The following is a 22,335-nucleotide window of genomic DNA, read 5'->3' as shown; positions in this document are numbered from 1 at the left end:
CTTCCGAATCAGGCGTTAACGACGCACGACCAGCAGGCAGCCGTCTGGCTGGACCGTGGCGGTGAAGTTGGAGGTGACGAAGGTCGAGGTTTCGCGCTCGACGATGATGGCCGGGCCGTCGACGCGGGCACCGACCTGCAGCTCTTCGCGCGGGTGGATGCCGGCTTCCACGAAACCACCGGCGGCCACGTCGAATACTTGGCGGCGCGCAACTTCATGGGAACGGTAGGCAGCGCCCACTTCCTCGATGTGCTCGACCGGCGGCAGTGGCGAACTGGCCTTGACCGACCAGCTGACGATCTCGATGTCCGGGCCTTCGATCGGACGACCGAAGAAGCGGGTGTAGGCTTCTTCGAACAGCGCTTTGAACTGCGCGGTATCCGCCGCGCTGAACGCCTTGAATGGCAGTGCCACTGGAATTTCCCAGCCTTGGCCGACGTAGCGCATGAACGCAGTGCATTCCATTTCCGGCTCGCCATCCGGCATGCCCTGGCGCAGGAAGCCCAGTGACTCGGCCTTCATCTCGTCGATCAGGCCGTTGATGCTGACCGCATCGAACTCGGACAGACGCACGAAGGCACTGCGCACAGCCTCATAGCCGAACGGTGCGCGCAGGAAGCCGATGGCCGAACCCACGCCGGCACCGGCCGGGACGATGAAGCGCGACACGCCCATCTTTTCGCACAGCCGCGCCGCGTGCAGCGGGCCGCCGCCGCCAAAGGTGATCATGGTGTAGTCGGCAATGTCCTTGCCGCTTTCCACCGCATGCACACGGCCGGCGTTGGCCATGTTCTCGTCCACCACTTCGCAGACACCGAAGGCAGCAGTATCGGCCTTCATGCCCAGCGGCTGGCCGATGACCCGGGCCATGGCATTGGCGGCATTGTCGGTATTCAGGCGCAATGCGCCGCCGGCAAAATTGTCAGCGTCGAGGCGACCGAGCAACAGGTTGGCGTCGGTGATGGTCGGCTCCAGGCCGCCACGACCGTAGCAGGCCGGGCCCGGCTCGGAGGCCGCGCTGTGCGGGCCGACGCGGATCTGGCGCATGCTGTCGATGCTGGCGATGGAGCCACCACCGGCACCAATCTCGACCATTTCCACCACCGGGATGGAAATCGGCATGCCACTGCCCTTCTTGAAACGGTAGGTGCGGGCTACTTCAAAGGTTTTGGCGGTCTTCGGCACCTGGCCTTCGATCAGACAGATTTTCGCCGTGGTGCCGCCCATGTCGAACGACAGCACGTTCTCCAGCTGGTAACGACGAGCGATGTCAGCAGCGAAGATCGCACCGCCCGCAGGCCCCGACTCAACCAACCGCACCGGAAATTCTGCGGCGCTCTGCACCGAGATGATGCCGCCGCCGGAGTGGATCATGAACACCGGGCACTCGGCGCCTTCCTTGCGCAACGTCACCACCAGGCGGTCCAGGTAGGACTTGATCAGCGGTTTGACGTAGGCGTTGGCGCACACGGTGTTGAACCGCTCGAACTCACGCATCTGCGGCGACACTTCGCTGGAGATCGAGATCGACAGTTGCGGCAGGCGCGCCTGCAAGGCATCGCGCAGCTGACGCTCATGGGCGCCATTGACGTAGCTGTGCAGGAAACCAATGGCGACGCTTTCGTAGTTGCCTTCGGCGATGCGCTCGACCAGGGCGTCGATCTCGGCTTGCTCGGGGGCGATCAGCACCTGGCCTTTGACATCCAGACGTTCGCGCAGGGTGTAGCGATGCTCACGATCGATCAGCGGCGGCGGCAGGGCGATGTTGATGTCGTACTGCTCGAAGCGGTTTTCGGTGCGCATCTCGAGGGTGTCGCGAAAGCCTTCGGTGGTGATGAAGGCGGTACGGGCACCACGGCGCTCGATCAGGGCGTTGGTGGCCAGGGTGGTGCCGTGGATCAGCTGGTCAATGTCCGACAGGGTCAGGCCCGCCTGCGCCATCACCTGGCGTACGCCGGTGAGGATGGCCCGCTCGGGCAGCTCGTAGTCGGTCAGGATCTTGGTCGAATGCAGCACGCCGTCCACGTCCAGCGCGATATCGGTGAAGGTCCCGCCTATGTCCACGCCGACCCGGCATGATGTCGCAGTCATCGTCATATCCCCTGCAATGCTTTGTAGTTGTCTCGACCCGACGCTCGTGCGAGAGCATGCGGCCTTCATGTAAGTTATATGTTGTCTTACAGGCGGTCAAGCACCTGTTCCTTGAAATTTTTGTTGCCTGTGGAATCGAGCGCCGCCCGCGCGGCGCATCGCGAGCAAGGCTCGCTCCTACGTTTGTTTCGGGCCAGTTATGCCTGCGCCAAATGCGCGCGAACGCTTTCGCGCATGGCGCGATATCGCGTCGTACAAACAAGGCGGTCGCGCGCGCCTGTCACAGCCGTTATTGGCCGTAAACAAACGTAGGAGCGAGCCTTGCTCGCGATGCGCCGCGCGGGCGGCGCTCGATCTCTAAACCACCCAAACCATCAAGACGTGCACTCAACCGCCCGTCTTGACCATCCGCCCGCCACCCACCGCCTGCGCCGTGGGGAATACCTCAAGCCGCGACACATCCACCTGCCGTGGCATTTTCAGCGCCGCCAACAGCAGCTCGGCGATGTCCTCTGGCTGGATCGACTCGTAGCCGTCATACAGTTCGCTGCCCGCGGCCTGCATGCCCATGGCGGTCTTGTACAACTGCGTCTGCACCCTGCCCGGCGCAATCTCGGTTACCCGCACGCCGCTGCCGAGAAGATCACAGCGCAAGGCATCGCAGAACAGGCTCACACCCGCCTTCGAAGCACCGTACACCGCCGCCCCCGGATGCGGCGCGCGGCCTGCGCTAGAGCCGATGAAGAACAGGTGCCCCCTGCCCCGCTCGACCATGCCCGGCAGCACCTGGCGCGCCAGATGCAGCGGCGCCTTGAGGTTGATGTCGAGCATGTTGTCGATCTCGGCCTCGTCGATGTCCTGGAACGCCGCGCGGGTAGACAGGATGCCGGCGTTGTTCACCAGCACATCCACCGCCTGGCCTTCGAGCGCGGCGTTCAGGGCCCGGTAGTCACGCACATCCGCTTCCAGCGTGGTGACGCCAGGTTCGCGGGCAAGCTCGGCCAACGCATCCGGGCTGCGACCCACGGCAATCACCTGCAGGCCGGCATCACGCAGTGCCAGCACGATAGCCTTGCCGATGCCGCTGGTGGCGCCGGTCACCAACGCGCGCTGGTAACCCTCGGGGAATGCAACTTCAGGCATAGATGTAACCTCCGCTGACGATCACGTTCTCGCCGGTGGCGTAGCTGTTGCGGCTGCTACCCATCATTACGATCCATTCGGCGATTTCCGCCGGTTCCGCAGCGCGACCCAGCGGGTTGGCCGCTGCCAGTTCGCCGAGGAAGCCCAGCTGCTTGGCGCGCTCGGTGGCGAAGCCGGCCGGGGCCACCGAGTTGACCAGGATCTGGTCCTTGGCGCAGGCCTGGGCGAAGGACTTGGTCAAGCTGACCACCGCCGCCTTGGTGGCTGCGTAATGGGCGTTCTGCGGGTGAGCCTTGAACGCATCCACCGACGTGACGTTGACGATACGCCCGGTCACCGCAGGCGCGGCGACGTACTGCTGCATGTGGCGCACCGCGGCAACCATCATGTGATAGGTGCCCTTGATGTTGACGGCGTTTTCCAGGTCCCACTCTTCGTCGGTGATTTCGAAGATGTCCTTGCGCGGGTAGATTGCCGCACTGTTGACCAGGCAGTGAACCCGCCCCAGGCTGCCGACGATTTCAGCGAATGCTGCGTGGGCCGTTTCCTGGCGAGCGATGTCACCGACCGCGATCGCCACTTCGGCGCCCTGCCCGCGAAGCGCTTCGGCAGCTTGTACCAGCAATTGCTCGTTGCGGTCGATCAGGCCGATTTTGCGCGCACCCCGCTTGACCATCAACCGGGCAGTCTCCAGGCCCAGACCCGACGCACCACCTACGATCACCACCGTTTGATTTTCCACAAAACACCTCCGCGATTGAGTCTTTACGTAAGATGCCTGTTGTCTTACATTTGGTCAAACATCAAATCGCCGACAGGTCCCAACATGCCCGCCTCCAGCCGCTTGCACATTGCCTCGCCCGATGCCCGCGATCGCTTGCTGGATGCCGCAAGCACGCTGTTCGCCAGCCATGGCTACCAAGCCATCGGTCTGCGTGACCTGGCCAGCCACCTGGGCCTGCGCGCCGGGTCGCTTTACCATCATATCGAGAGTAAACAGGGGCTGTTGTTCGAGCTGATCGAATCGAGCCTGACCGACCTGCTGTATGAAACCCGACAATGCCTCAAAGGTGCCCGCACCACCAGCGAACGCTTGCAGTGCTTCGTCCAGGCCTTCGCCGCATACAGCCAGGCTCACCCGGACAAATTGATTCTGCTCACACGGGAGGCGGTCAACCTGAACGAGGAACAGGCAGAGCATGTGGAGCAACTCAAACGTGCCTACAGCGGACTGCTCAGTGACATCGTCGCCGCCGAATGCGGGTTGAGCACCCCACGGGCACGCTCGATCGCCCACGCGGTGCTGAGCCTGCTGTGCGGACAGGCGCAGTGGGGTTTGGCTGCGCGGGAACAGCTGATGACATTCGTACAAGGGATCGTTTGCACTGGAAAAACCGCTGTGCACCCTTAGAATTCATCAAAAAGAAATAAGAATATAAATTCTTATTCTTTTTTAACCTGAGAAATATCCCCTATAACTCCTCTCACTGTGCAGCCACCAACACTTGGCAGCTGCCCGCAGCGCAACACCTGACCGCCACCCAACAACCACGACACAACACAGGCCGCTGCCCTGCCCGTCGCCTCAATTGCCAAGGGATCTCCCATGCAACTGCTGACCCTCCCGCCGTCACCGACACTGGCCACCTCGATCAGGGCAACCGCACAGGTGTTCGAAGACCCAAAGTCCCAGGCGTTGCTTGCGCACCTGCAACAAGTTGCGCCCAGTGAGGCCAGCGTGCTGGTCATCGGTGAAACCGGCACAGGCAAAGAGCTGGTGGCGCGCCACATTCACAACCTCAGTGGCCGGCGCAACGGCCCCTTCGTTGCGGTCAACTGCGGCGCATTTGCCGAATCACTGGTCGAGGCCGAGCTGTTCGGCCATGAAAAAGGCGCCTTCACCGGTGCGCTGACGGCCAAGGCTGGCTGGTTCGAGGAAGCTGACGGCGGCACGTTGTTCCTCGACGAAATCGGCGACCTGCCCTTGCCGATCCAGGTCAAACTGCTGCGGGTGCTGCAGGAGCGCGAAGTGGTGCGACTGGGCTCGCGCAAAAGCATCCCGATCAACGTACGGGTACTGGCGGCCACCAACGTTCAACTGGAAAAGGCCATCAACGCCGGGCATTTTCGCGAGGACCTCTACTACCGCCTGAACGTGGTAAGCCTGCAACTGCACCCGTTGCGCGAGCGCCCGGGCGACATCCTGCCGCTGGCCCGGCACTTCATCCGCAGCTACAGCCAGCGCCTGGGTTACGGCCCTGTCGAACTCAGCCCGATGGCCCAGGCCAAACTGGTCGAGTACGCCTGGCCGGGCAATATCCGCGAACTGGAGAACGTCATTCACCACAGTTTGCTGACCTGTGATGATGGCCTGATTCAGGCGCAAGACCTGCGCTTGTCAAACCTGCGCCGGGAGCGCCAGGACGAGGCGCCTACGCACAACGCCGGGCAAGACCTGCTGCAGCAGGCATTCAGCCAGCTTTACGAGGAACAGCCCGAAGGGTTGTACGAGCAAGTCGAGAACGCTTTGCTGCGTTCGGCCTACCAGTTCTGCCATTACAACCAGGTGCACACCGCGCAACTGCTGGGGTTGTCACGCAACATCGTGCGCACCCGCTTGATCGCGATGGGTGAACTGGTGGTGAGCAAACGTCGGGCAGCACAACCGCAAGCACTGGACAACCGCATGGTGCGGCTGTCGATCTGAACGCCTGTGCCGCCCCTGGCGCGGGCTGGCACAGGCTAATGGAGCGTCAGGTCCGATCACCTCCATGATCGTCCCCGACATCATGATCTACCCCATCATCCGCGCCATGCCCGACACCGTGGGGCTCACCCACATCGTGGTTGGCTTCGTGATTCGCTTCGTGATTCGCTTCGTGGTTGGCCTCGTGATTCGCTTCGTGGTTGGCCTCATGGTTGGCACCATCGTCTGCCCCATTGCGACCGCTCTCGCCACGCCCGGCACCTGCATTCCCACCACCGTCGCCGCCGTGGCCGCCGCCCCCGTCTTTCGCATACGCACTGGATGCACCACCGAGCGAATCCGGCACCAGCACCGCCGATGCCGACAGCACGCCGCCAATGGCCAACGCCAACAAGCATTTCCTGAGCATTGATGAGCCTCCGCTACGAGTTGCGCCTGGCAACTCACGAGTTGCGTCCCCCCATGGGGCGACTTGCGACCAGCGCGGCCTTCCTGCGCAGCGAGTGAACGAGATCCATCAGGGCCTGCCGGGCAGATGTTGCAGGATGTTACTTATGCCTTGAGCGTAGATACACCGCGACATCTGTCAGCAACCGGCCATCAGATTCCCCTCGCGGCGTCACCCCACCTCACTCACCGCGGAAAAAGCTCAAGCCCTTTTCCCTCAGCAAGTCCACCATGGCCCCTGCCGCAGGCGGCAAATACCCTTGAGCACGAACCGAAACCGCGACGGTTCGCCGCATCGTGGTTTCCTCCAGCGGCACTTCGCGCAACCGCGACCGGCCCAGGCCGTGCTCCAGCGTTTCCCGTGCCACGAAACTCAGCAACCGGGTTCTCGCGATCAAGCCAGGCAAGAGCGAAATCGCATTGGTCTCGATCTGCACCTGCGGGGTGGGCAACTGTTGGGCAATGAACACATTGTCGAGCCAGCGCCGGGCTGTCACCGTCGGCCCGCCCAGCACCCAGCGATAACGGCACAGGTCCTTCAAGGCAATCGAGCCGGCAAATACCGGGTGGTCTTCGCTGGCCACCACCACGGCCTCGTCTTCAAGAATCGGGTACGTGGTGAACTGCGGGTCGTCGGCGATCTGCGGCGAGATGATCACGTCCAGCTGGCCGGACCTGAGCGACTCCTTGAGCACGTCATCCTGGGCGATGGACAGTTTCAACGTCACCTCAGGCGCACGCTCCAGCAACGCCGCCGTCAAGTGCGGCAACAGGTGGTCGGCCATACTCGCGGCGCAGCCCAGGCGAATGTTGCCCACCAGCCCATTGGCGAAATCGCGCACCTCACGCTCGGTTTGCGCGATGTTCAGTTGCAGTTGCTTGCCGCGCGCCAGCAACAGCTTGCCGACTTCCGTGAGCTTGATCCGCCGCCCATCCCGTTGGAATAGCCGCGTCCCCAGCGATTCTTCAAGGCGCTGGATGCTTTTACTGAGCGCAGGCTGGCTGCGATTGAGCTGTTCGGCAGCCCGCCCCAGATGCCCGAGTTCAGCGATGGTTTCAAAATAGGTAAGGTCGCGCAGGTCCATGATTCATGAATTTCAGTTATGGATTCATCAAAAGTAGAAAATAGACTTGATCAATTGCGCCGTCGATAATTTTCCCGCACCCCGCGTTATCGCTGCACAAGGAGTCTCGACGTTGCAGTCCTCTGCCCCCGGCATCAAAAAAACCTTCGCCCAATGGCTCGCACTGCTGGTGTGCGCTGGCGCCTTCGGCCAGCTGCTGCATGCCCTGGCCGTTCCCGCAGGCTTGTTCCTCGGCCCCATGCTGGTGGCCATCGTGTTCGGTGTAAGCGGTGCGCGCCTGTCACTGCATCGCCAGGTGTTTCGCTTTGGCCAAGGTTGCGTCGGGCTGTTGGTGGCGCATGCGGTGACCTGGTCGGTACTGGTTTCAATGGCGCAATCCTGGCACCTGATGCTGGTCGCCACTTTCATCACCGTGGTCTTGAGCGCTCTGGTCGGCCTGGGCACCGTGCGTTTCGGCGGTATTCCCGGCAGCACCGCCGCCTGGGGTACCGCACCAGGCGCTGCGTCGGCGATGGTGTCGATGGCTGAAGAAAACGGCGCGGATGGTCGCGTCGTGGCCACCATGCAATATGTGCGCGTGGTGTGCGTGGTGATGATCGGCTCGCTGGTCAGCCATCTGCTCGGCGCTACGCCGAATACTGGCGCGGCGGCAAACGCCCCATTGATCAGCGAGCCCCCTCACCTGCTCAATAGCGTGCTTAGCCTCGGTGTAGTGTTGATCGGCATAGTCGCCGGCAGCCGCATGCCCGCAGGGGCATTGCTGATGCCACTACTGCTCGGCGGCGCTCTGCAGTTGAGCGGACTGCTGACGATCACCCTGCCCGAGCCGCTGCTGGCCCTGGCCTATGGCGCCATCGGCTGCTACATCGGCCTGCGCTTTGACCGGCCGACCGTGCGTTACGTGTGGACGCGCCTGCCGACCATGGTGGCCGGGGCGGTGGCGCTGATCGTGCTGTGCGCCGCCTGTGCCTGGCTGCTGGCAAAAGCCATGGGCACCGATTTCCTGTCGATGTACCTGGCCACCAGCCCCGGCGGCCTGGATGCCATGGCGATCATCGCGGTCGAAACCCACGCCGATGTCGGGTTGGTGCTGGCGATGCAGACATTGCGCTTGTTCGGGGTGATTCTCACCGGGGCTTACTGTGCACGGCAGATCATACGGCTTACGGATACCTCACGCCCTTGATGCCACTCAGCCCTTCAACGCTGCCTCGATTCCGGCGACATCGATCTTGCCCATGGTCAACATCGCCTCGAACGCGCGCTTGGCCGCCGCAGGGTCGGAGTGACTGAAGGATTCGAGCAACACCCGGGGGGTGATCTGCCACGACAGCCCCCACTTGTCCTTGCACCAGCCACAGACGCTTTCCTCGCCGCCGTTGCCGACGATGGCGTTCCACAACCGGTCGGTCTCGGCCTGGTCTTCGGTACAAACCTGAAACGAAAACGCCTCGGTCTGCTTGAAGGCCGTCCCGCCATTGAGCCCTACGCAGGGTATGCCCATGACGGTGAACTCGACCGTGATCACATCGCCAGCCTTGCCCGAGGGGAAATCAGCCGGCGCCTTGTGCACGGCGACCACATGGCTGTCGGGAAAAACGCTGGCGTAGAAGTTCGCCGCCTCTTGCGCGCCCTTGTCGAACCAGAGGCAAATGGCGTTCTTGGGTATCATGGCAGTGCTCCATGAGCGAAAGGGGAATCTTGAGTCTAGCGCCTCCCTCCCTCTGCATCCTTGCAACATCCTGCAGACATTTCCGACATTAGGCAGTGAACCTGCTTACAAAAAAACGGTCATTCCCTGACGGTCAATCCAGCGACCGGTTCACCGGCCCATTCATCGGGTCATATTCTGTCCAGTTCCAGCGAAGACCCAACATGCCTGATTCCCGCCCCTCTTCCCTCGTCCTCCCTGCCCTGCGCGGCGGCCTGATCGCTGCGCTGGTGGCCCTGGCCGCACCTGCGCACGCCGAAGAACCCACCAATGATGCGCGCTGGGTCAGTGACAGCCTGACCACCTACGTACGCAGTGGTCCCACCGATGGCCACCGCATTGTCGGCAACCTCAAATCAGGGCAAAAGGTGACGTTGATCGGCAGCCAGGGTAGCTACAGCCAGGTGCGTGGGCAGAATGGCGACCTGGTGTGGATTCTCAGCAGCGACCTGCAGGCGGTACCGGGCCAGAACGAACGCCTGCCGCAGCTCGACGCCCAGGTGGCGGAGCTGTCCGGTCAGTTGAAAACCATCGACGACAGCTGGAAAAACCGCGTCCAGGGCATGCAGGAAACCCTCGATTCACGCAAGAAGCTGATCGATGAGCTGGAAGCACGCAACAAGGCCCTCAGCGAACAGCTCGACGAGAGCCAGTCGAACCTGCGCGACACCCAGGCGCGGCTGGGGGACGAGAACAAGCAAGTGATGATGCGCTACATGGTGTACGGCGGCAGCATTGCTGGCGCCGGCTTGCTGGCCGGGTTGATCCTGCCGTCGCTGACCCGCGGCCGCAAGAAGAACGATCGCTGGTTCTAAAGACGCGAAGGCAGCCCTGTTGCCGCGCGGGCCTGCGCGAGGGCTGCCTTTCGTCGCACAGCGTTATTTGTTCCGCGCCTTGTTGTAGATGGTCTTGGCCCGATCAGCCGAGGCCTGGCACTTCTCCATATCGCCCGACGCCTGACCCTCCTTGGCCTGCTTGAGCAACTCATGATAGTCATGGGCCATGCCACCATGCAGCGCCTGGCCATCGGTCCTACTGATGTCTTCAAGTTCCTTGATCTTGGCTTCACAGTTGCTCGCCGGGTCGGCGTGGGCGGCAAAACTCAGCACAGAGGCAATCACCAGCAGTGTCATGGATTTCATGGAGCATTCTCCTGGGAAATCGAAATGATCATCGAGAGTAATTTGGCTCGACGCAGCGAAAAGCATAGTTGGCCATGCCATCTGCTGTAAGGCTTCAGCCCAGCGGTCGTGCAGCCTCGCTGAACAGGAAGTCGATCAGCACCCGTACCCGCAACGGCATGTGCCGCGCCTGAGGGTAGATCAGCATGAACGGGCGTGAGGTGCCGCCGAACGCACTCAACACCTCCACCAGCTCGCCACGCGCCAGGGCATCCTGCACCGTGAAGCGGTAGGCCTGCATCAATCCTCCGCCATGGCGCACCAGCGTGGCGGTGGCCAGGAAGTCACCCAGACAGGTCAACGACCCCTGAGTCTCGAGCTCCAGCTGGCGACCGTCGCGGCGAAAGCTCCAGGGTGGGCGGCGCCCGCTGCTGGGCAACTCGAATTGAATGCACTCGTGGTGTTGCAGGTCTTCCGGTGCCTGCGGCACACCGGCCCGGGCCAGGTAACCCGGCGTCGCCACCACCACCAACTCGGCATCTTCCAGACGCCGCGCCACCAGCCGCGAGTCGGCGGGTTCCCGGCCGCGGATGGCCAGGTCGAACGGCTCTTCGGCGAAATCGACGTTGCGATTGCTGACGTGCACATCCACCTGCACCCGCGGGTAGCGCTCGCGAAAGCGTGGCAGCAACGGCAGCAGGCGGTAATGGGCATAGGGTGTCGGCGCACTGATGCGCAGGCGACCACTGGGCTCGAGCTGCCCACCGGCGACCTGGCGCTCGGCCTCGACCAGTTGCCCCAGGGCCTGACGGCATTGCTGGTAATACGCCTGCCCCGCCTCGGACAGGCGCATCTGCCGCGTGGTGCGCACGAACAAGCGCACCCCCAGTCGTTCTTCCAGGCGCGCCACGCTGCGGCTCACTGCTGCCGGAGTAACGCCGGCCTCGTTGGCGGCAGCGGTGAAGCTGCCGGTGTCGGCGGCCAGGCAGAACAACTCCAGGCTTCCCAGTTGCAGGTCATCGAAATGGCGGGTCATGGCGGCTCGATTGATTACATGGCGTATCAATTGAAATGCCCTGCGCCTCATTTTTCAAGCAGGGGTTGACGCCTAAAGTGGCTCCACACCGAGCCACCAGGCTCACTCACCGGAGATCGCAAGCATGAGCAAGCCAAGAACCGTCATCATCACCGGGGCCTCCAGCGGCCTGGGCTTCGCCCTCGCCCAGGCCTACCTCGAACGCGGCGACAACGTGGTGGGCAACGCCCGCAGCCAGGCGCGTCTGGACCAGGCCGCCGAGCGCCTGGGCAACCCCGAACGTTTCATCGGCGTGGCGGGCGACATCGCCGAAGCCAGCACGGCACAGCGGCTGTTCAGCGCAGCACTGGAAACTTTCGGCGGCGTCGACATCCTGATCAACAACGCCGGGATCTTCATTCCTAAACCCATCACCGACTACACCGAAGCAGACGTCGACGCCCTGGTCGGCACCAACCTCAAAGGCTTCTTCTACCCGGCCCAGGCAGCAGCACGCCTGATGACCGAGCAAGGGCACGGGCACATCATCGCGATCACCGCCTCGGTTGCCCTGCAGCCGGACACCCGCGTACCGGCGCTATTGCCCGTGCTGGTGAAAGGCGGCTTGAACCAGGCCGTGAAGGGCCTGGCCCTTGAGTTGGCCGCCAGCGGCGTGCAGGTCAATGCGGTGGCCCCGGGGATCATCGACACCCCGCTGCACAGCGGCAATGTCGAAGGCCTTGGCGCCCTGTCGCCAAGCGGCCGCACCGGCTCGCCGCAGGATGTGGTGGATGCGGTGCTGTACCTGACCGACGCGCGCTTCGTCAGCGGCGTCATTTTACCGGTGGATGGCGGCAGCACCGCCGGCACCTGGCACTGAAACAGAGGAGCGAACAGCCATGCCTTACGTCCATATTCGCGTGACCGATGAAGGGGTGACGGCCGAACACAAGCGGCAGTTGATCGAGGGCACCACGCAGATGCTGCAGCAAGTGCTGGGCAAACCACCGGCCAGCACCTTCGTGGTGATCGAGGAAGTACCCACCGACAACTGGGGAGTTGGTGGAGAAACGGTCACAGCGGTGCGCCAACGCGAGCGGGGTTGAATACAAAACCGCATCGCCGGCAAGCCGGCTCCTACAGGTACAGCGGTGATCTCAAGGTTGGCTCGGTCCATGTGGGAGCCGGCTTGCCGGCGATGAGACCACCGCTATCTCTGTGGTTATTGCCTCAGCCGCTCCAACGCGTCCAGCACATACCCCGTGGCCCGCTCCAGCTCCCCTTCCCGGCAGGCAATACCCAACTGCCGCCACAACCCCGGCCGCAAAGGGCGCCGGGCAATTCGCGGGTCAAGCTCCGCGGCCTCGCCCTCCTGGGGCAGCAGGGTCGCGCCATACCCCGCCCCCACCAGGCTCTTGATCGCATCGTTGTAGTTCAGCTCGATGCGTGGCACCGGGTACAACCCCGCCGCTGCGAACCACTCGGAAGTCACCCGCGACAGCTGGGTGCTGCTGTCATTGAGGATCAAGGCGCGCTGCCCAAGCCATGCCGGCGTGACCTTGGTCGGTGGCTGCCAGTCGGCCGGTATGTAAGCCATGATCGGGTCGCGCCGCCAAGGTGTCACTTTGAGCCCCTTGCCCGCCACTTGCGGCAATGCCACCAGGCCTATCTCCAGTGTGCCGTCACGCAACCGCGCCAGTGACGCCTGGGAAGTCAGCACCTGAACCTGCACATCGACTCCCGGATGCACCTGGCGCAGGTGTTCCAGCGCCCGGGGCAGCAGGTGGGCGATGGCACCGGTCGAAGCCCCCAAGCGTACGCGCCCCGTCAGGCCTTCGACCTGCCGCTGCACCTCGTCCAGAGCCAGGTCCGCGTCGGCCAGCAGACGGCGGGCACGGGCCAGCAGCGTTTCACCGATGGCGGTGGGCCGAACCTGATTGCGATTGCGGGTCAGCAACGGGGCACCGACCCGCGCCTCCAGCTCGGCCACGTGCAGGCTGATGGTCGGGGGTGCCAGGTTGAGCTGCCGAGCCGCCTCGGCGAACGACCCCAAGTCGGATATCACCACCAGGGTGCGCAGGCGATCCAGGCTGATTTCGCGCATGGTCCAACTTCAGAATTAATGAACATGATCATCATGATATTCAAATTTTCTTTCATTGGGCCACAAGCGAGCATAAGCCATCTCACTTCCAACGGACCCCGACCATGCACACGCCTCTTGTTTTCATCGACGGCGACCAAGGCACCACCGGCCTGCAAATCCACGCCCGCCTGCAAGGCCGCAATGACCTGCGCCTGCTCACCCTCGCCGACGCCGACCGCAAGCACCCGCAACGCCGCGCCGAGGCCATCAACAGCGCCGACATTGCCCTGCTCTGCCTGCCCGACGACGCCGCCCGCGAAGCAGTAGCGGCCTTGCACAACCCGGCCGTGCGGGTGATCGACGCAAGTTCCGCTCACCGCACCACACCGGGCTGGGTCTATGGTTTGCCAGAGCTGGACGAACAGCAGGCCGAGCGCATTGCCCATGCCAAGCGGGTCAGCAACCCGGGTTGCTACCCGACAGGCGCCATTGCCCTGCTGCATCCACTGATCAAGGCCGGGCTGCTGCCAGCCGATTACCCACTGAGCATTCATGCCATTTCCGGGTATTCCGGTGGTGGCCGAGCGGCGGTCGAACGGCATGAGCAGCCGTCGACAGAAACCACCCCAACCCTGCAACTCTATGGACTGGAGCTGGCGCACAAGCACGTACCGGAAATCCAGCAACATGCCGGACTGTCGCAACGGCCGATGTTCCTGCCGGGTTACGGTGCCTACCGCCAGGGCATTGTGCTGAGCATTCCGCTGCAACTGCGCCTGCTGCCGGGCCAAGTCTGTGCCCAACAGCTGCAAGCATGCCTGGAGCAGCACTACCAGGGCGCGCGACATGTGCAGGTGATGCCACTGCACCAGCAAGGCCCGGCCAGCCCGCTCGACCCTGAAGCCCTGAACGACAGCAACGACCTGCGCCTGGCGCTCTATGCCAACCCCGAGCACGGCCAGGTGCTGCTGACGGCAGTGTTCGACAACCTGGGCAAAGGCGCATCGGGAGCGGCCGTACAGAACCTCGACCTGATGCTGGCGGCACTGCAGGCCTGAGCGTGCTCGGCAAAACCGGGTAGACTGTGCATCCCGCGCCAGTGTGGCGCGGGTTGTACCCCTGCCAGCCGGAGCCCGTCCCCCGATGTTCATCCTGAGCCGCCTCGACAGCGTGCCGCCCGAGTCCTTCCAGAACCAGATCCGCCAACTGGTGATCGACAACGTCGGCGACTTGAGCAGTGTCGCCATCCGCGTCGAGAACCCGTTGTACCCGCTGTACCAGTACGGCGTTGGCATGGAGGTGCACCAATACCTGCAAGCCCTGGACGGCACCCGCGGTCTGCGGGTGACGCTGACCCTGGCACTGGACGCCGACGCACCGGACCAACTGCTCGGATTCGCCCTGTCATTACCGGCCCAGGACAACGACCAGGCCTGCGCCCTGGCATTTCTCGCCATACTGCCCAGCCACCGCCGCCAGGGCATCGCCCGCGCCCTGCTGACGGACTTGCAGTCGCGCTATGCCTGCGTCGAACTGAATGCGTTTGCCGCCCAGGTACCCTGGTTCGAAAACATGGGGATGCAGGTGGTGGCCGCCAGCGGACCGCAGGTACTGATGAGCAGCACCGGCCACGCCAGCCAAGCGCTGATCGGCCGGCTGGATATCGCACCGATCTACCAGACTGCAGAAGTGCACCAGATTCATACCTACCTGCTCAACCAGCAAGGCGAAGACGCCATGATCGAGGCTGAGCAGCAGCGCGATGAATGGCTGGATGAGCTGACGGTGCAGGCCGAAGGGTGCGTAAAACAGCGCAAGAACGTGCATTGACCGCGGCCTGAGGCCTTCGCCACCTCACAACCCGGTCAAGGCGCTTACCGCACCACTCCACACGCAACGCGCGCACCACCGCCGCCGAGCATCGCTGGATGATCGCGATGGTTGTCGCCACCGGCATGCACCATCAGCGCATGCCCTGTGAAGTCTTCTGCCCTCAGGCGTGGTGCCAATACCGGATAAGTGGCGGTGCCGTCTGCAGCGACATACAGGGCCGGCAAATCACCCCGATGCCCACTGTCAGCGTAGGGCCCGCGGTGGGCGCCGGTCGAATCTGGGTCCCAATGCCCGCCCGCCCCACCGGCTGGCACCTGTTTACCGTTTTCTGCAACCGACTCGCACGATGGCCGTTGATGCAGGTGGAAACCGTGGATGCCCGGTGCAAGCCCCCGCAGATTTGGGGTCAGCAGCGTACCGTATTGGTTCTGTTGAATATCGACGGTGCCGATCGACTCGCCTGGGCCGTTTGGCCCCGCCTGCTTGAGTTCCACAGTCTGTGCAGCCTTGACGAGGCCAGTGCTGGCCAACAACAAAATGAATACCACTGCCTTCATGAGCGCATCTCCAGGAAATCAAAGAAGGTAGGTGGCATACCCGCCATCCAACCGAGGCGGGACAGCATGCCAGCTACTTCATCGAACCCCAGCCTGAACCGTTTCCCATGCAAAGCACTCAAGTCCGAAGCCATGCATTTCACGTCAAAAACCGCAGTGCGCAGCAAACCCAATCTGGTTAAATCCCGTCTCCAGCCAGCAACTGCTTCAACACATCGGCCAGCGCCTTGACCATCACATCCGCCGTAGGGCGATGCAGGATGACGATTTCGTAGCTGTCCACCTCCGGCAACCCCTGCGCTACCCCGAGGGCGCGATGCTCACCGGTCGACGCCCGTGGCGGCAGCAGGCTGATGCCCATGCCATCGGCCACCGCGGCCTGGATACCGCTCAGGCTCGAACTGGTGAAACTGATGCGCCAACGCCGCCCCATGCCCTCGATGGCGGTGATCATGTCGTCGCGGTACAAGCCCCGTGGCGGGAACGTGACCAGCGGCACCGGGTCGAGCTCGAACGCTGGCAGGCGCGCGCTGTCGATCCATTGCAGCCGCTCGGGCCAACACGCCACGCCCTCGCGACTGTTGCGTCGCTGCTTGAGCAACACCAGGTCCAGTTCGCCATTGTCATAGGCCTGGCTGAGGTCGCGGCACAGCCCACTGGTGACCTCCAGTTTGACCTGCGGGTGCAGGCGGCTGAACGCCGACAGTGCGTTGGTGGTGCGCCCGCCGACGAAGTCTTCGGGCACGCCCAGGCGCACGGTCACGCCCACCATGGCGCCGGCCAGGGCTTCGAGCATCTGGTCGTTCAGCGCCAGCATATGGCGGGCGTACCCCAGCAGGGTCTGGCCGGCGTCAGTGGGTAGCACGTCACGGTTACCACGCACCAGCAGGCGGTGGCCGACCATTTCTTCAAGGCGGCGGACCTTCTGGCTGATGGTCGATTGTGTCGAGTGCAGCCGTGCTGCAGCCGTGGTGAAACTGCCGCAGTCTGCGACCACGACAATAGCGCGGAGCAGGTCGAGGTCGAACAAGGCTCTATTCGATTTAACGCTGATGGACATCTTGGTATTCAACTTCTGAATGGTACTCCAGCGTTCTACCACGCCCGCCCCGGTCACGCAAAAGCCAACCTCGACACGAACTGCGCTAAAGTTGCACTTTTTCCGCAACCTGCCGCCAGGAGACCCGGTGAAAGCCCTGAACAAACGTGAATTGGCGCGCATGGAGCGCGAGCTGATCGCCTGCCTGACCGAAGCCTGCGAAACCGCCAAGGCCGAGATCGTCGGTTTTTCCTGGCTGACCCATCGCCTGGAACCCGATGCCTTCCCCGGCAGCCTGCGCATTACCTGGGTCTTCGACCGCGAATCCGACAAGGCCGCTGCCTTGGCCGGCGCCCACAAGGCTCGCATGCTGGCACTCACTGCCCAGGCGCTAGAGGAAGCCGGCATTCGCCTCGATCACGCGGCCTGGCACGTCCGTTTCGACAGCGAAGAGGCCTGTACGCACAGCCATGGCGGCGACTGGAACCGACGCCTGCATGGGCGCTGATTGACGCAAGCGGCAGCCAATTCGTGACTGGCCGTTCCCGATCCGCGACGGATGTATTATCGTGGCGTGGTGCGCATATCACAGCAGCCCGAGCAGATCGGGCATCTGCAAGACAATCGAGGGTGTCATGAGTAACGAGAGCATTAACTGGGACAAGCTGGGTTTCGACTACATCAAGACCGACAAGCGCTACCTGTCCGTATGGCGCAACGGCGAGTGGGACAAAGGCACCCTGACCGAAGACAATGTGCTGCACATCAGTGAAGGCTCCACTGCCCTGCACTATGGCCAGCAGTGCTTCGAAGGCCTGAAGGCCTACCGTTGCAAGGACGGCTCGATCAACCTGTTCCGCCCAGACCAGAACGCCGCCCGCATGCAGCGCAGCTGCGCGCGCCTGCTGATGCCGCAAGTGCCGACCGATGTGTTCATCGAGGCCTGCAAGCAAGTGGTCAAGGCCAACGAACACTTCGTACCGCCGCACGGCAAGGGTGCCCTGTACCTGCGTCCGTTCGTCATCGGTACCGGTGACAACATCGGCGTGCGCACCGCCCCCGAGTTCATCTTCTCGATCTTCGCCATCCCGGTTGGCTCGTACTTCAAGGGCGGCATGAAGCCGCACAACTTCCAGATTTCCACCTTCGACCGTGCCGCCCCGCAAGGCACTGGCGCGGCCAAGGTCGGCGGCAACTACGCGGCCAGCCTGCTGCCGGGCGCCGAAGCCAAGAAGGCGCACTTTGCCGACGCCATCTACCTGGACCCGCTGACCCACAGCAAGATCGAGGAAGTCGGTTCGGCCAACTTCTTCGGCATCACCGCCAACAACGAGTTCGTCACCCCGAAATCGGCTTCGGTACTGCCGGGCATCACCCGCCTGTCGCTGATGGAACTGGCACAATCGCGCCTGGGCCTGACCGTGATCGAAGGCGATGTCGAGATCAGCAAGCTCGACCGTTTCGTTGAAGCCGGCGCCTGCGGCACCGCTGCGGTGATCACCCCGATCGGTGGCATCGAGTACAACGGCAAGCTGCACGTGTTCCATGACCTGGAAAACGTCGGCCCGGTTACCCAGAAGCTCTACAACGAGCTGACCGGCATCCAGAGCGGTGACGTCGAAGCGCCAGCAGGCTGGATCGTCAAGGTCGCCTGAGGCCTCCAGCTGCATTGAAAACGGGGCATGCCAATATGTGGCATGCCCCGTTTTTTATTGGATTTACCGGCCCTTGTGGGAGCAACTGTCTTGTGTTGCCTGTACCGTCCTCATCGCCGGCAAGCCGGCTCCTACAGGTACAGCGGTGATTTCAAGGTTGGTGCAGCCCCTGTGGGAGCCGGCTTGCCGGCGATGAGGTCGGAACAGACAGCGCAGATGAATTTTTCTTAAATCGCCGTTTGTCTATTCTTTGGCACAATCAAGTCTCCATTCGCCGCCCAGGAACCAGCATGCCACGCGTACTGACCATCGAAGACGACGCCGTCACCGGCCAGGAAATCGTCGCCGAACTTACCAGCCACGGCCTGGATGTGGATTGGGCCGACAATGGTCGCGAAGGCCTGGCCAAGGCCATCGCCGGGGGCTATGACCTGATCACCCTGGACCGCATGCTGCCCGAAGTCGATGGCCTGACCATCGTCACCACCCTGCGCAACCTGAAAATCGCCACACCGATCCTGATGATCAGCGCCCTGTCCGACGTCGATGAGCGAGTGCGCGGTTTGCGCGCCGGCGGTGACGACTACCTGACCAAGCCGTTCGCCTCGGATGAAATGGCCGCCCGGGTCGAAGTGCTGCTGCGCCGCAACAGCGTGCCCATGACCCAGACCCGCCTGCAGGTCGCCGACCTGGAGCTGGACCTGATCAGCCATGAAGCGCGTCGCGGCGAGCAAACCCTCAACCTGCTGCCCACCGAGTACAAGCTGCTGGAATACCTGATGCGCCACTCCGGCCAGGTAATCACGCGGATGATGATTTTCGAGGAAGTCTGGGGCTATCACTTCGACCCCGGCACCAACCTGATCGACGTTCACATCGGCCGCTTGCGCAAGAAGATCGACTCACCCGGCCAGTCGCCGCTGATCCGTACCGTACGGGGCTCCGGCTATGCCATTGCTGAACCCGTCTAAAGGCTGGAGTTCATCGACCAGCCGCCTGCTGGCGCTGTACAGTTTTCTGTTCGTGGCCTGGAGCAGCATCCTCATGGGGGTGCTGTACTTCGAGGTTTCCAGCTACCTGAACAAACTCACCCGCCACTCCATGCTGCAGCGCCAGCACCTGTTCGCACACATGAGCGGCAAGCAGCTGGACGATGCACTGATCGCGAGCCAGGCGTTCGAGGAGCGCGCCTTCGATGCCTACGGCCTGTTCGACGCCCAGCTCAACCCCATCGGCGGGCGTATTCGCGCCATTCCTCAGGAGCTTGGGCTCGATGGCCAGGTGCATGAGCTAAAGCGCTGCCTGGACGCCGACGACCCGCATTTGCCACGCGACAGCTGCGACGCGGTGGCCATCAAGGTGCAGGATGGCCGCTGGCTGGTACTGGTGCGCGACAACGGCTCGCTGTTCGTGGTCACCCGGATCATCCTCGATGCCTTGCTGTGGGGCATCTCGCTAACCTTGATCCCCGGCTTTGCCGGCTGGTATCTGCTGCGCCGCCGCCCGCTCAAGCGCATCCGCGCCATCCAGGCCCAGGCCGAACTGATCGTTGCTGGCGACCTCACCCACCGCTTGCCGCTTTCGGCACGCCGTGACGAGCTGGACATGCTGGCCGCCATCGTCAATGCCATGCTCGACCGCATCGAACGGCTGATGCACGAGGTCAAGGGTGTGTGCGACAACATCGCCCACGACCTGCGTACGCCGCTGACCCGTCTGCGGGCGCAGTTGTACCGGATTCGCCAGCAAAGCGCCGTCGACTCCGCTGAAGCCGAAGCGCTCGACCAGGCCATCGGCGAAACCGACACGCTGATGGCGCGCTTTCGCGGCCTGCTGCGCATCAGTGAACTGGAAGATCGCCAGCGCCGAGCCGGTTTCGTGCAGCTCGACCCGCACGGGCTACTAGTGGAACTGCATGACTTCTACCTGCCGTTGGCAGAGGACGTCGGCATTCGCCTGCACCTTGAACAACCTGCACAACTGCCTGCACTGCACGGCGACCGGGAGCTGCTGTTCGAGGCACTGGCGAACCTGGTGGGCAACGGCATCAAGTTCACCCCTGAAGGCGGGCGTGTGGCCATAACCGCGACGCAGGACGAAGCCGGCGTGCATATCGCCATTGAAGACAGCGGGCCGGGGATTCCCGAAGAAGAGCGCGCAGCAGTGTTGAAACGCTTCTATCGCAGCGAGGAAGGCCACCGCCATGCGGGGTTCGGGCTGGGGCTGTCGATCGTTGCGGCGATCGTCGACCTGCATGGGTTCGGGCTGGAGATCGGGGCAAGCGAGCTGGGTGGGGCGAAGCTGGTGTTGCATTGTCCGTTGGCGGGGTTGGCCAAGTAAGGCCAGGGGCTGCGTTGCAGCCCAATCGCCGGCAAGCCGGCTCCCACAGATATCACCGCATTACCTGTAGGAGCTGGCTTGCCGGCGATTGGGCCGCAAAGCGGCCCCAGTTACTCAGTCGGCCAGACGCCAGGTGGTCCCGCCCTTGCCGTCTTCCAGCACCACGCCCATGGCGGTCAGCTGGTCGCGGATGCGGTCGGATTCCGCCCAGTTCTTGTCGGTACGCGCCTGCAGACGCGCCTGGATCAGCGCCTCCACCTCGGCCGCATCGACCTTGCCCTCGGCACCGGCACGCAGGAAGTCATCGGCTTCCAGCTGCAGCACACCCAGCACATCGCCCAACTCGCGCAGACGTCCGGCCAGGCCGGCAGCGGCCTCAGCGTCAGTCTCGCGCAGGCGGTTGATTTCGCGCACCAGGTCGAACAGCACCGCGCAGGCTTCCGGAGTGCCGAAGTCGTCGTTCATCGCCACGCTGAAGCGCTCGACGAACTCTTCGCCACCCTTGGCCGCCACCCGTGGCAGGCCGCGCAAGGCGTGGTAGAACCGCTCCAGGGCACCCTTGGCATCGCGCAGGCTGTCCTCGGAGTAGTTGATCGCGCTGCGGTAGTGGCTGGCCACCAGCAGGTAGCGCACCACTTCAGGGTGATACTTGTCGAGCACGTCGCGGATGGTGAAGAAGTTGTTCAACGACTTGGACATCTTCTCGCCATTGATGCGGATCATGCCGCAGTGCATCCAGGCGTTGGCGTACTGCTTGCCGGTGGCGGCCTCGCTCTGGGCGATTTCGTTCTCGTGGTGCGGGAACTCCAGGTCACTGCCACCACCGTGGATGTCGAAGCTCTCGCCCAGGCAGCAGGTGGACATCACCGAGCACTCGATGTGCCAGCCCGGTCGGCCCTGGCCCCATGGCGAATCCCAGTACGGCTCGCCCGGCTTGACGCCCTTCCACAACACGAAGTCCAGCGGGTCCTGCTTGGCCTCGTCGACCTCGATCCGCGCACCGATGCGCAGGTCTTCGATCTTCTTGCGCGACAGCTTGCCGTAACCGACGAACTTGCCGACGCGGTAGTACACGTCGCCATTGCCCGGGGCGTAGGCATAGCCTTTGTCGATCAGGGTCTGGATCATCGCGTGCATGCCGGCGATATGGTCGGTGGCACGCGGCTCCAGGTCCGGCTTGAGGATGTTCAGGCGGCGCTCGTCTTCGTGCATCGCGTCGATCATGCGGGCGGTCAGCGCGTCGAACGACTCACCGTTCTCGTTGGCCCGGTTGATGATCTTGTCGTCGATGTCGGTGATGTTGCGCACATAGGTCAGCTCGTAGCCGCTCTTGCGCAGCCAGCGGGTAACCAGGTCGAAGGCCACCATGCTGCGACCGTGGCCCAGGTGGCAGTAGTCGTACACGGTCATGCCGCAGACATACATGCGCACCTTGTTGCCATCGAGCGGCTTGAAGACTTCCTTGGTTTTGCTCAGCGTGTTGTAGATGGTAAGCACGGCGATTC

24 protein-coding genes are annotated in these 22,335 nt (G+C 63.2%); 13 read left to right on the top strand and 11 right to left on the bottom strand.

Annotation, left to right across the window (positions count from 1 at the left end):
• Window positions 1-15: 15 nt before the first annotated feature.
• The 3 genes from PspTeo4_RS04340 to PspTeo4_RS04330 form a co-directional block, all read right to left on the bottom strand.
• A complete protein-coding gene (locus PspTeo4_RS04340) occupies window positions 16-2,091 on the bottom strand; it encodes a hydantoinase/oxoprolinase family protein (protein WP_322362501.1) in 2,076 nt (691 codons plus the stop codon).
• 387 nt (window positions 2,092-2,478) lie between these two features.
• The gene (locus tag PspTeo4_RS04335; protein ID WP_322362500.1) at window positions 2,479-3,234 is read right to left on the bottom strand and encodes an SDR family oxidoreductase; all 756 of its coding nucleotides are present in this window, start codon (window positions 3,232-3,234) and stop codon (window positions 2,479-2,481) included.
• Entirely contained in the window at window positions 3,227-3,976 is a 750-nt protein-coding gene (locus PspTeo4_RS04330) for an SDR family oxidoreductase (protein WP_322362499.1), read from the bottom strand. Before PspTeo4_RS04330 ends, PspTeo4_RS04335 begins: the two co-directional genes overlap by 8 nt.
• An 84-nt stretch (window positions 3,977-4,060) precedes the next feature.
• On the opposite strand from PspTeo4_RS04330, the gene PspTeo4_RS04325 reads away from it, so the two are divergent.
• From PspTeo4_RS04325 to PspTeo4_RS04315, 3 genes are all read left to right on the top strand, one after another.
• Window positions 4,061-4,645, top strand: coding sequence for a TetR/AcrR family transcriptional regulator (locus tag PspTeo4_RS04325; protein ID WP_322362498.1), 585 nt, complete (start codon window positions 4,061-4,063; stop codon window positions 4,643-4,645).
• 195 nt (window positions 4,646-4,840) lie between these two features.
• Window positions 4,841-5,941, top strand: a complete 1,101-nt coding sequence (locus PspTeo4_RS04320) for a sigma-54 dependent transcriptional regulator (RefSeq protein ID WP_322362496.1) — start codon at window positions 4,841-4,843, stop codon at window positions 5,939-5,941.
• A gap of 64 nt (window positions 5,942-6,005) precedes the next feature.
• Window positions 6,006-6,353: a hypothetical protein gene (locus PspTeo4_RS04315; protein WP_322362495.1), complete on the top strand. Its 348-nt coding sequence runs from the start codon at window positions 6,006-6,008 to the stop codon at window positions 6,351-6,353.
• 217 nt (window positions 6,354-6,570) lie between these two features.
• Here PspTeo4_RS04315 and PspTeo4_RS04310 read toward each other — a convergent pair whose 3' ends face one another.
• Window positions 6,571-7,473 carry a LysR family transcriptional regulator gene (locus PspTeo4_RS04310; RefSeq protein ID WP_322362494.1) on the bottom strand — a complete coding sequence of 301 codons (903 nt, stop codon included), beginning with the start codon at window positions 7,471-7,473 and terminating at the stop codon, window positions 6,571-6,573.
• A gap of 112 nt (window positions 7,474-7,585) precedes the next feature.
• On the opposite strand from PspTeo4_RS04310, the gene PspTeo4_RS04305 reads away from it, so the two are divergent.
• Window positions 7,586-8,659 carry an AbrB family transcriptional regulator gene (locus PspTeo4_RS04305; protein ID WP_322362493.1) on the top strand — a complete coding sequence of 358 codons (1,074 nt, stop codon included), beginning with the start codon at window positions 7,586-7,588 and terminating at the stop codon, window positions 8,657-8,659.
• A gap of 6 nt (window positions 8,660-8,665) precedes the next feature.
• On the opposite strand, the gene PspTeo4_RS04300 is transcribed toward PspTeo4_RS04305, so the two are convergent.
• Window positions 8,666-9,145 carry a VOC family protein gene (locus PspTeo4_RS04300; protein ID WP_322362492.1) on the bottom strand — a complete coding sequence of 160 codons (480 nt, stop codon included), beginning with the start codon at window positions 9,143-9,145 and terminating at the stop codon, window positions 8,666-8,668.
• A gap of 203 nt (window positions 9,146-9,348) precedes the next feature.
• Here PspTeo4_RS04300 and PspTeo4_RS04295 point away from each other — a divergent pair, with 203 nt between their 5' ends.
• Entirely contained in the window at window positions 9,349-9,999 is a 651-nt protein-coding gene (locus PspTeo4_RS04295) for a TIGR04211 family SH3 domain-containing protein (protein ID WP_322362491.1), read from the top strand.
• Window positions 10,000-10,062: 63 nt separating this feature from the next.
• Here PspTeo4_RS04295 and PspTeo4_RS04290 read toward each other — a convergent pair whose 3' ends face one another.
• On the bottom strand, window positions 10,063-10,326 hold the full coding sequence (locus tag PspTeo4_RS04290) for a hypothetical protein (RefSeq protein WP_322362490.1): 264 nt from the start codon (window positions 10,324-10,326) through the stop codon (window positions 10,063-10,065).
• 94 nt (window positions 10,327-10,420) lie between these two features.
• Window positions 10,421-11,341, bottom strand: coding sequence for a LysR family transcriptional regulator (locus tag PspTeo4_RS04285; protein WP_322362489.1), 921 nt, complete (start codon window positions 11,339-11,341; stop codon window positions 10,421-10,423).
• 124 nt (window positions 11,342-11,465) lie between these two features.
• Between PspTeo4_RS04285 and PspTeo4_RS04280 the strand changes: the two genes are divergently transcribed.
• Both PspTeo4_RS04280 and PspTeo4_RS04275 read left to right on the top strand, forming a co-directional pair.
• Window positions 11,466-12,200, top strand: a complete 735-nt coding sequence (locus tag PspTeo4_RS04280) for an SDR family NAD(P)-dependent oxidoreductase (protein WP_322362488.1) — start codon at window positions 11,466-11,468, stop codon at window positions 12,198-12,200.
• Between the two features lie 19 nt (window positions 12,201-12,219).
• Entirely contained in the window at window positions 12,220-12,426 is a 207-nt protein-coding gene (locus PspTeo4_RS04275) for a 4-oxalocrotonate tautomerase family protein (RefSeq protein WP_322362487.1), read from the top strand.
• A gap of 116 nt (window positions 12,427-12,542) precedes the next feature.
• Here PspTeo4_RS04275 and PspTeo4_RS04270 read toward each other — a convergent pair whose 3' ends face one another.
• The gene (locus PspTeo4_RS04270) at window positions 12,543-13,424 is read right to left on the bottom strand and encodes a LysR family transcriptional regulator (RefSeq protein ID WP_322362486.1); all 882 of its coding nucleotides are present in this window, start codon (window positions 13,422-13,424) and stop codon (window positions 12,543-12,545) included.
• Between the two features lie 104 nt (window positions 13,425-13,528).
• Between PspTeo4_RS04270 and argC the strand changes: the two genes are divergently transcribed.
• Window positions 13,529-14,464, top strand: coding sequence for an N-acetyl-gamma-glutamyl-phosphate reductase (argC, locus tag PspTeo4_RS04265; protein WP_322362485.1), 936 nt, complete (start codon window positions 13,529-13,531; stop codon window positions 14,462-14,464).
• An 85-nt stretch (window positions 14,465-14,549) separates the two neighbouring features.
• Entirely contained in the window at window positions 14,550-15,236 is a 687-nt protein-coding gene (locus tag PspTeo4_RS04260; protein WP_322362484.1) for a GNAT family N-acetyltransferase, read from the top strand.
• A 44-nt stretch (window positions 15,237-15,280) separates the two neighbouring features.
• Here the strand turns inward: PspTeo4_RS04260 and sodC are convergent, their stop codons facing one another.
• Both sodC and PspTeo4_RS04250 read right to left on the bottom strand, forming a co-directional pair.
• Complete coding sequence (gene sodC, locus PspTeo4_RS04255; protein ID WP_322362483.1) at window positions 15,281-15,796, bottom strand: superoxide dismutase [Cu-Zn] SodC; 516 nt, start codon at window positions 15,794-15,796, stop codon at window positions 15,281-15,283.
• A 178-nt stretch (window positions 15,797-15,974) separates the two neighbouring features.
• The gene (locus PspTeo4_RS04250) at window positions 15,975-16,856 is read right to left on the bottom strand and encodes a LysR family transcriptional regulator (RefSeq protein WP_322362482.1); all 882 of its coding nucleotides are present in this window, start codon (window positions 16,854-16,856) and stop codon (window positions 15,975-15,977) included.
• A gap of 127 nt (window positions 16,857-16,983) precedes the next feature.
• Between PspTeo4_RS04250 and PspTeo4_RS04245 the strand changes: the two genes are divergently transcribed.
• The 4 genes from PspTeo4_RS04245 (at window position 16,984) to PspTeo4_RS04230 (ending at window position 20,830) form a co-directional block, all read left to right on the top strand.
• On the top strand, window positions 16,984-17,343 hold the full coding sequence (locus tag PspTeo4_RS04245; RefSeq protein WP_322362481.1) for a hypothetical protein: 360 nt from the start codon (window positions 16,984-16,986) through the stop codon (window positions 17,341-17,343).
• Window positions 17,344-17,470: 127 nt separating this feature from the next.
• Complete coding sequence (locus tag PspTeo4_RS04240) at window positions 17,471-18,490, top strand: branched-chain amino acid aminotransferase (protein WP_322362480.1); 1,020 nt, start codon at window positions 17,471-17,473, stop codon at window positions 18,488-18,490.
• A 290-nt stretch (window positions 18,491-18,780) separates the two neighbouring features.
• Entirely contained in the window at window positions 18,781-19,461 is a 681-nt protein-coding gene (locus PspTeo4_RS04235) for a response regulator transcription factor (RefSeq protein ID WP_322362479.1), read from the top strand.
• Window positions 19,439-20,830, top strand: coding sequence for a HAMP domain-containing sensor histidine kinase (locus PspTeo4_RS04230; RefSeq protein WP_322362478.1), 1,392 nt, complete (start codon window positions 19,439-19,441; stop codon window positions 20,828-20,830). The genes PspTeo4_RS04235 and PspTeo4_RS04230 overlap by 23 nt, the downstream gene beginning before the upstream one ends.
• Window positions 20,831-20,944: 114 nt before the next feature.
• On the opposite strand, the gene cysS is transcribed toward PspTeo4_RS04230, so the two are convergent.
• Window positions 20,945-22,327, bottom strand: coding sequence for a cysteine--tRNA ligase (gene cysS / locus PspTeo4_RS04225; protein ID WP_322362477.1), 1,383 nt, complete (start codon window positions 22,325-22,327; stop codon window positions 20,945-20,947).
• Between the last annotated feature and the right edge of the window lie 8 nt (window positions 22,328-22,335).

The sequence above is a fragment of the Pseudomonas sp. Teo4 genome (assembly GCF_034387475.1).
Taxonomy (GTDB): domain Bacteria; phylum Pseudomonadota; class Gammaproteobacteria; order Pseudomonadales; family Pseudomonadaceae; genus Aquipseudomonas.
The sequence above is the reverse complement of the archived record's forward strand: the minus strand, read 5'-3'. Positions and strand labels throughout refer to the sequence as shown.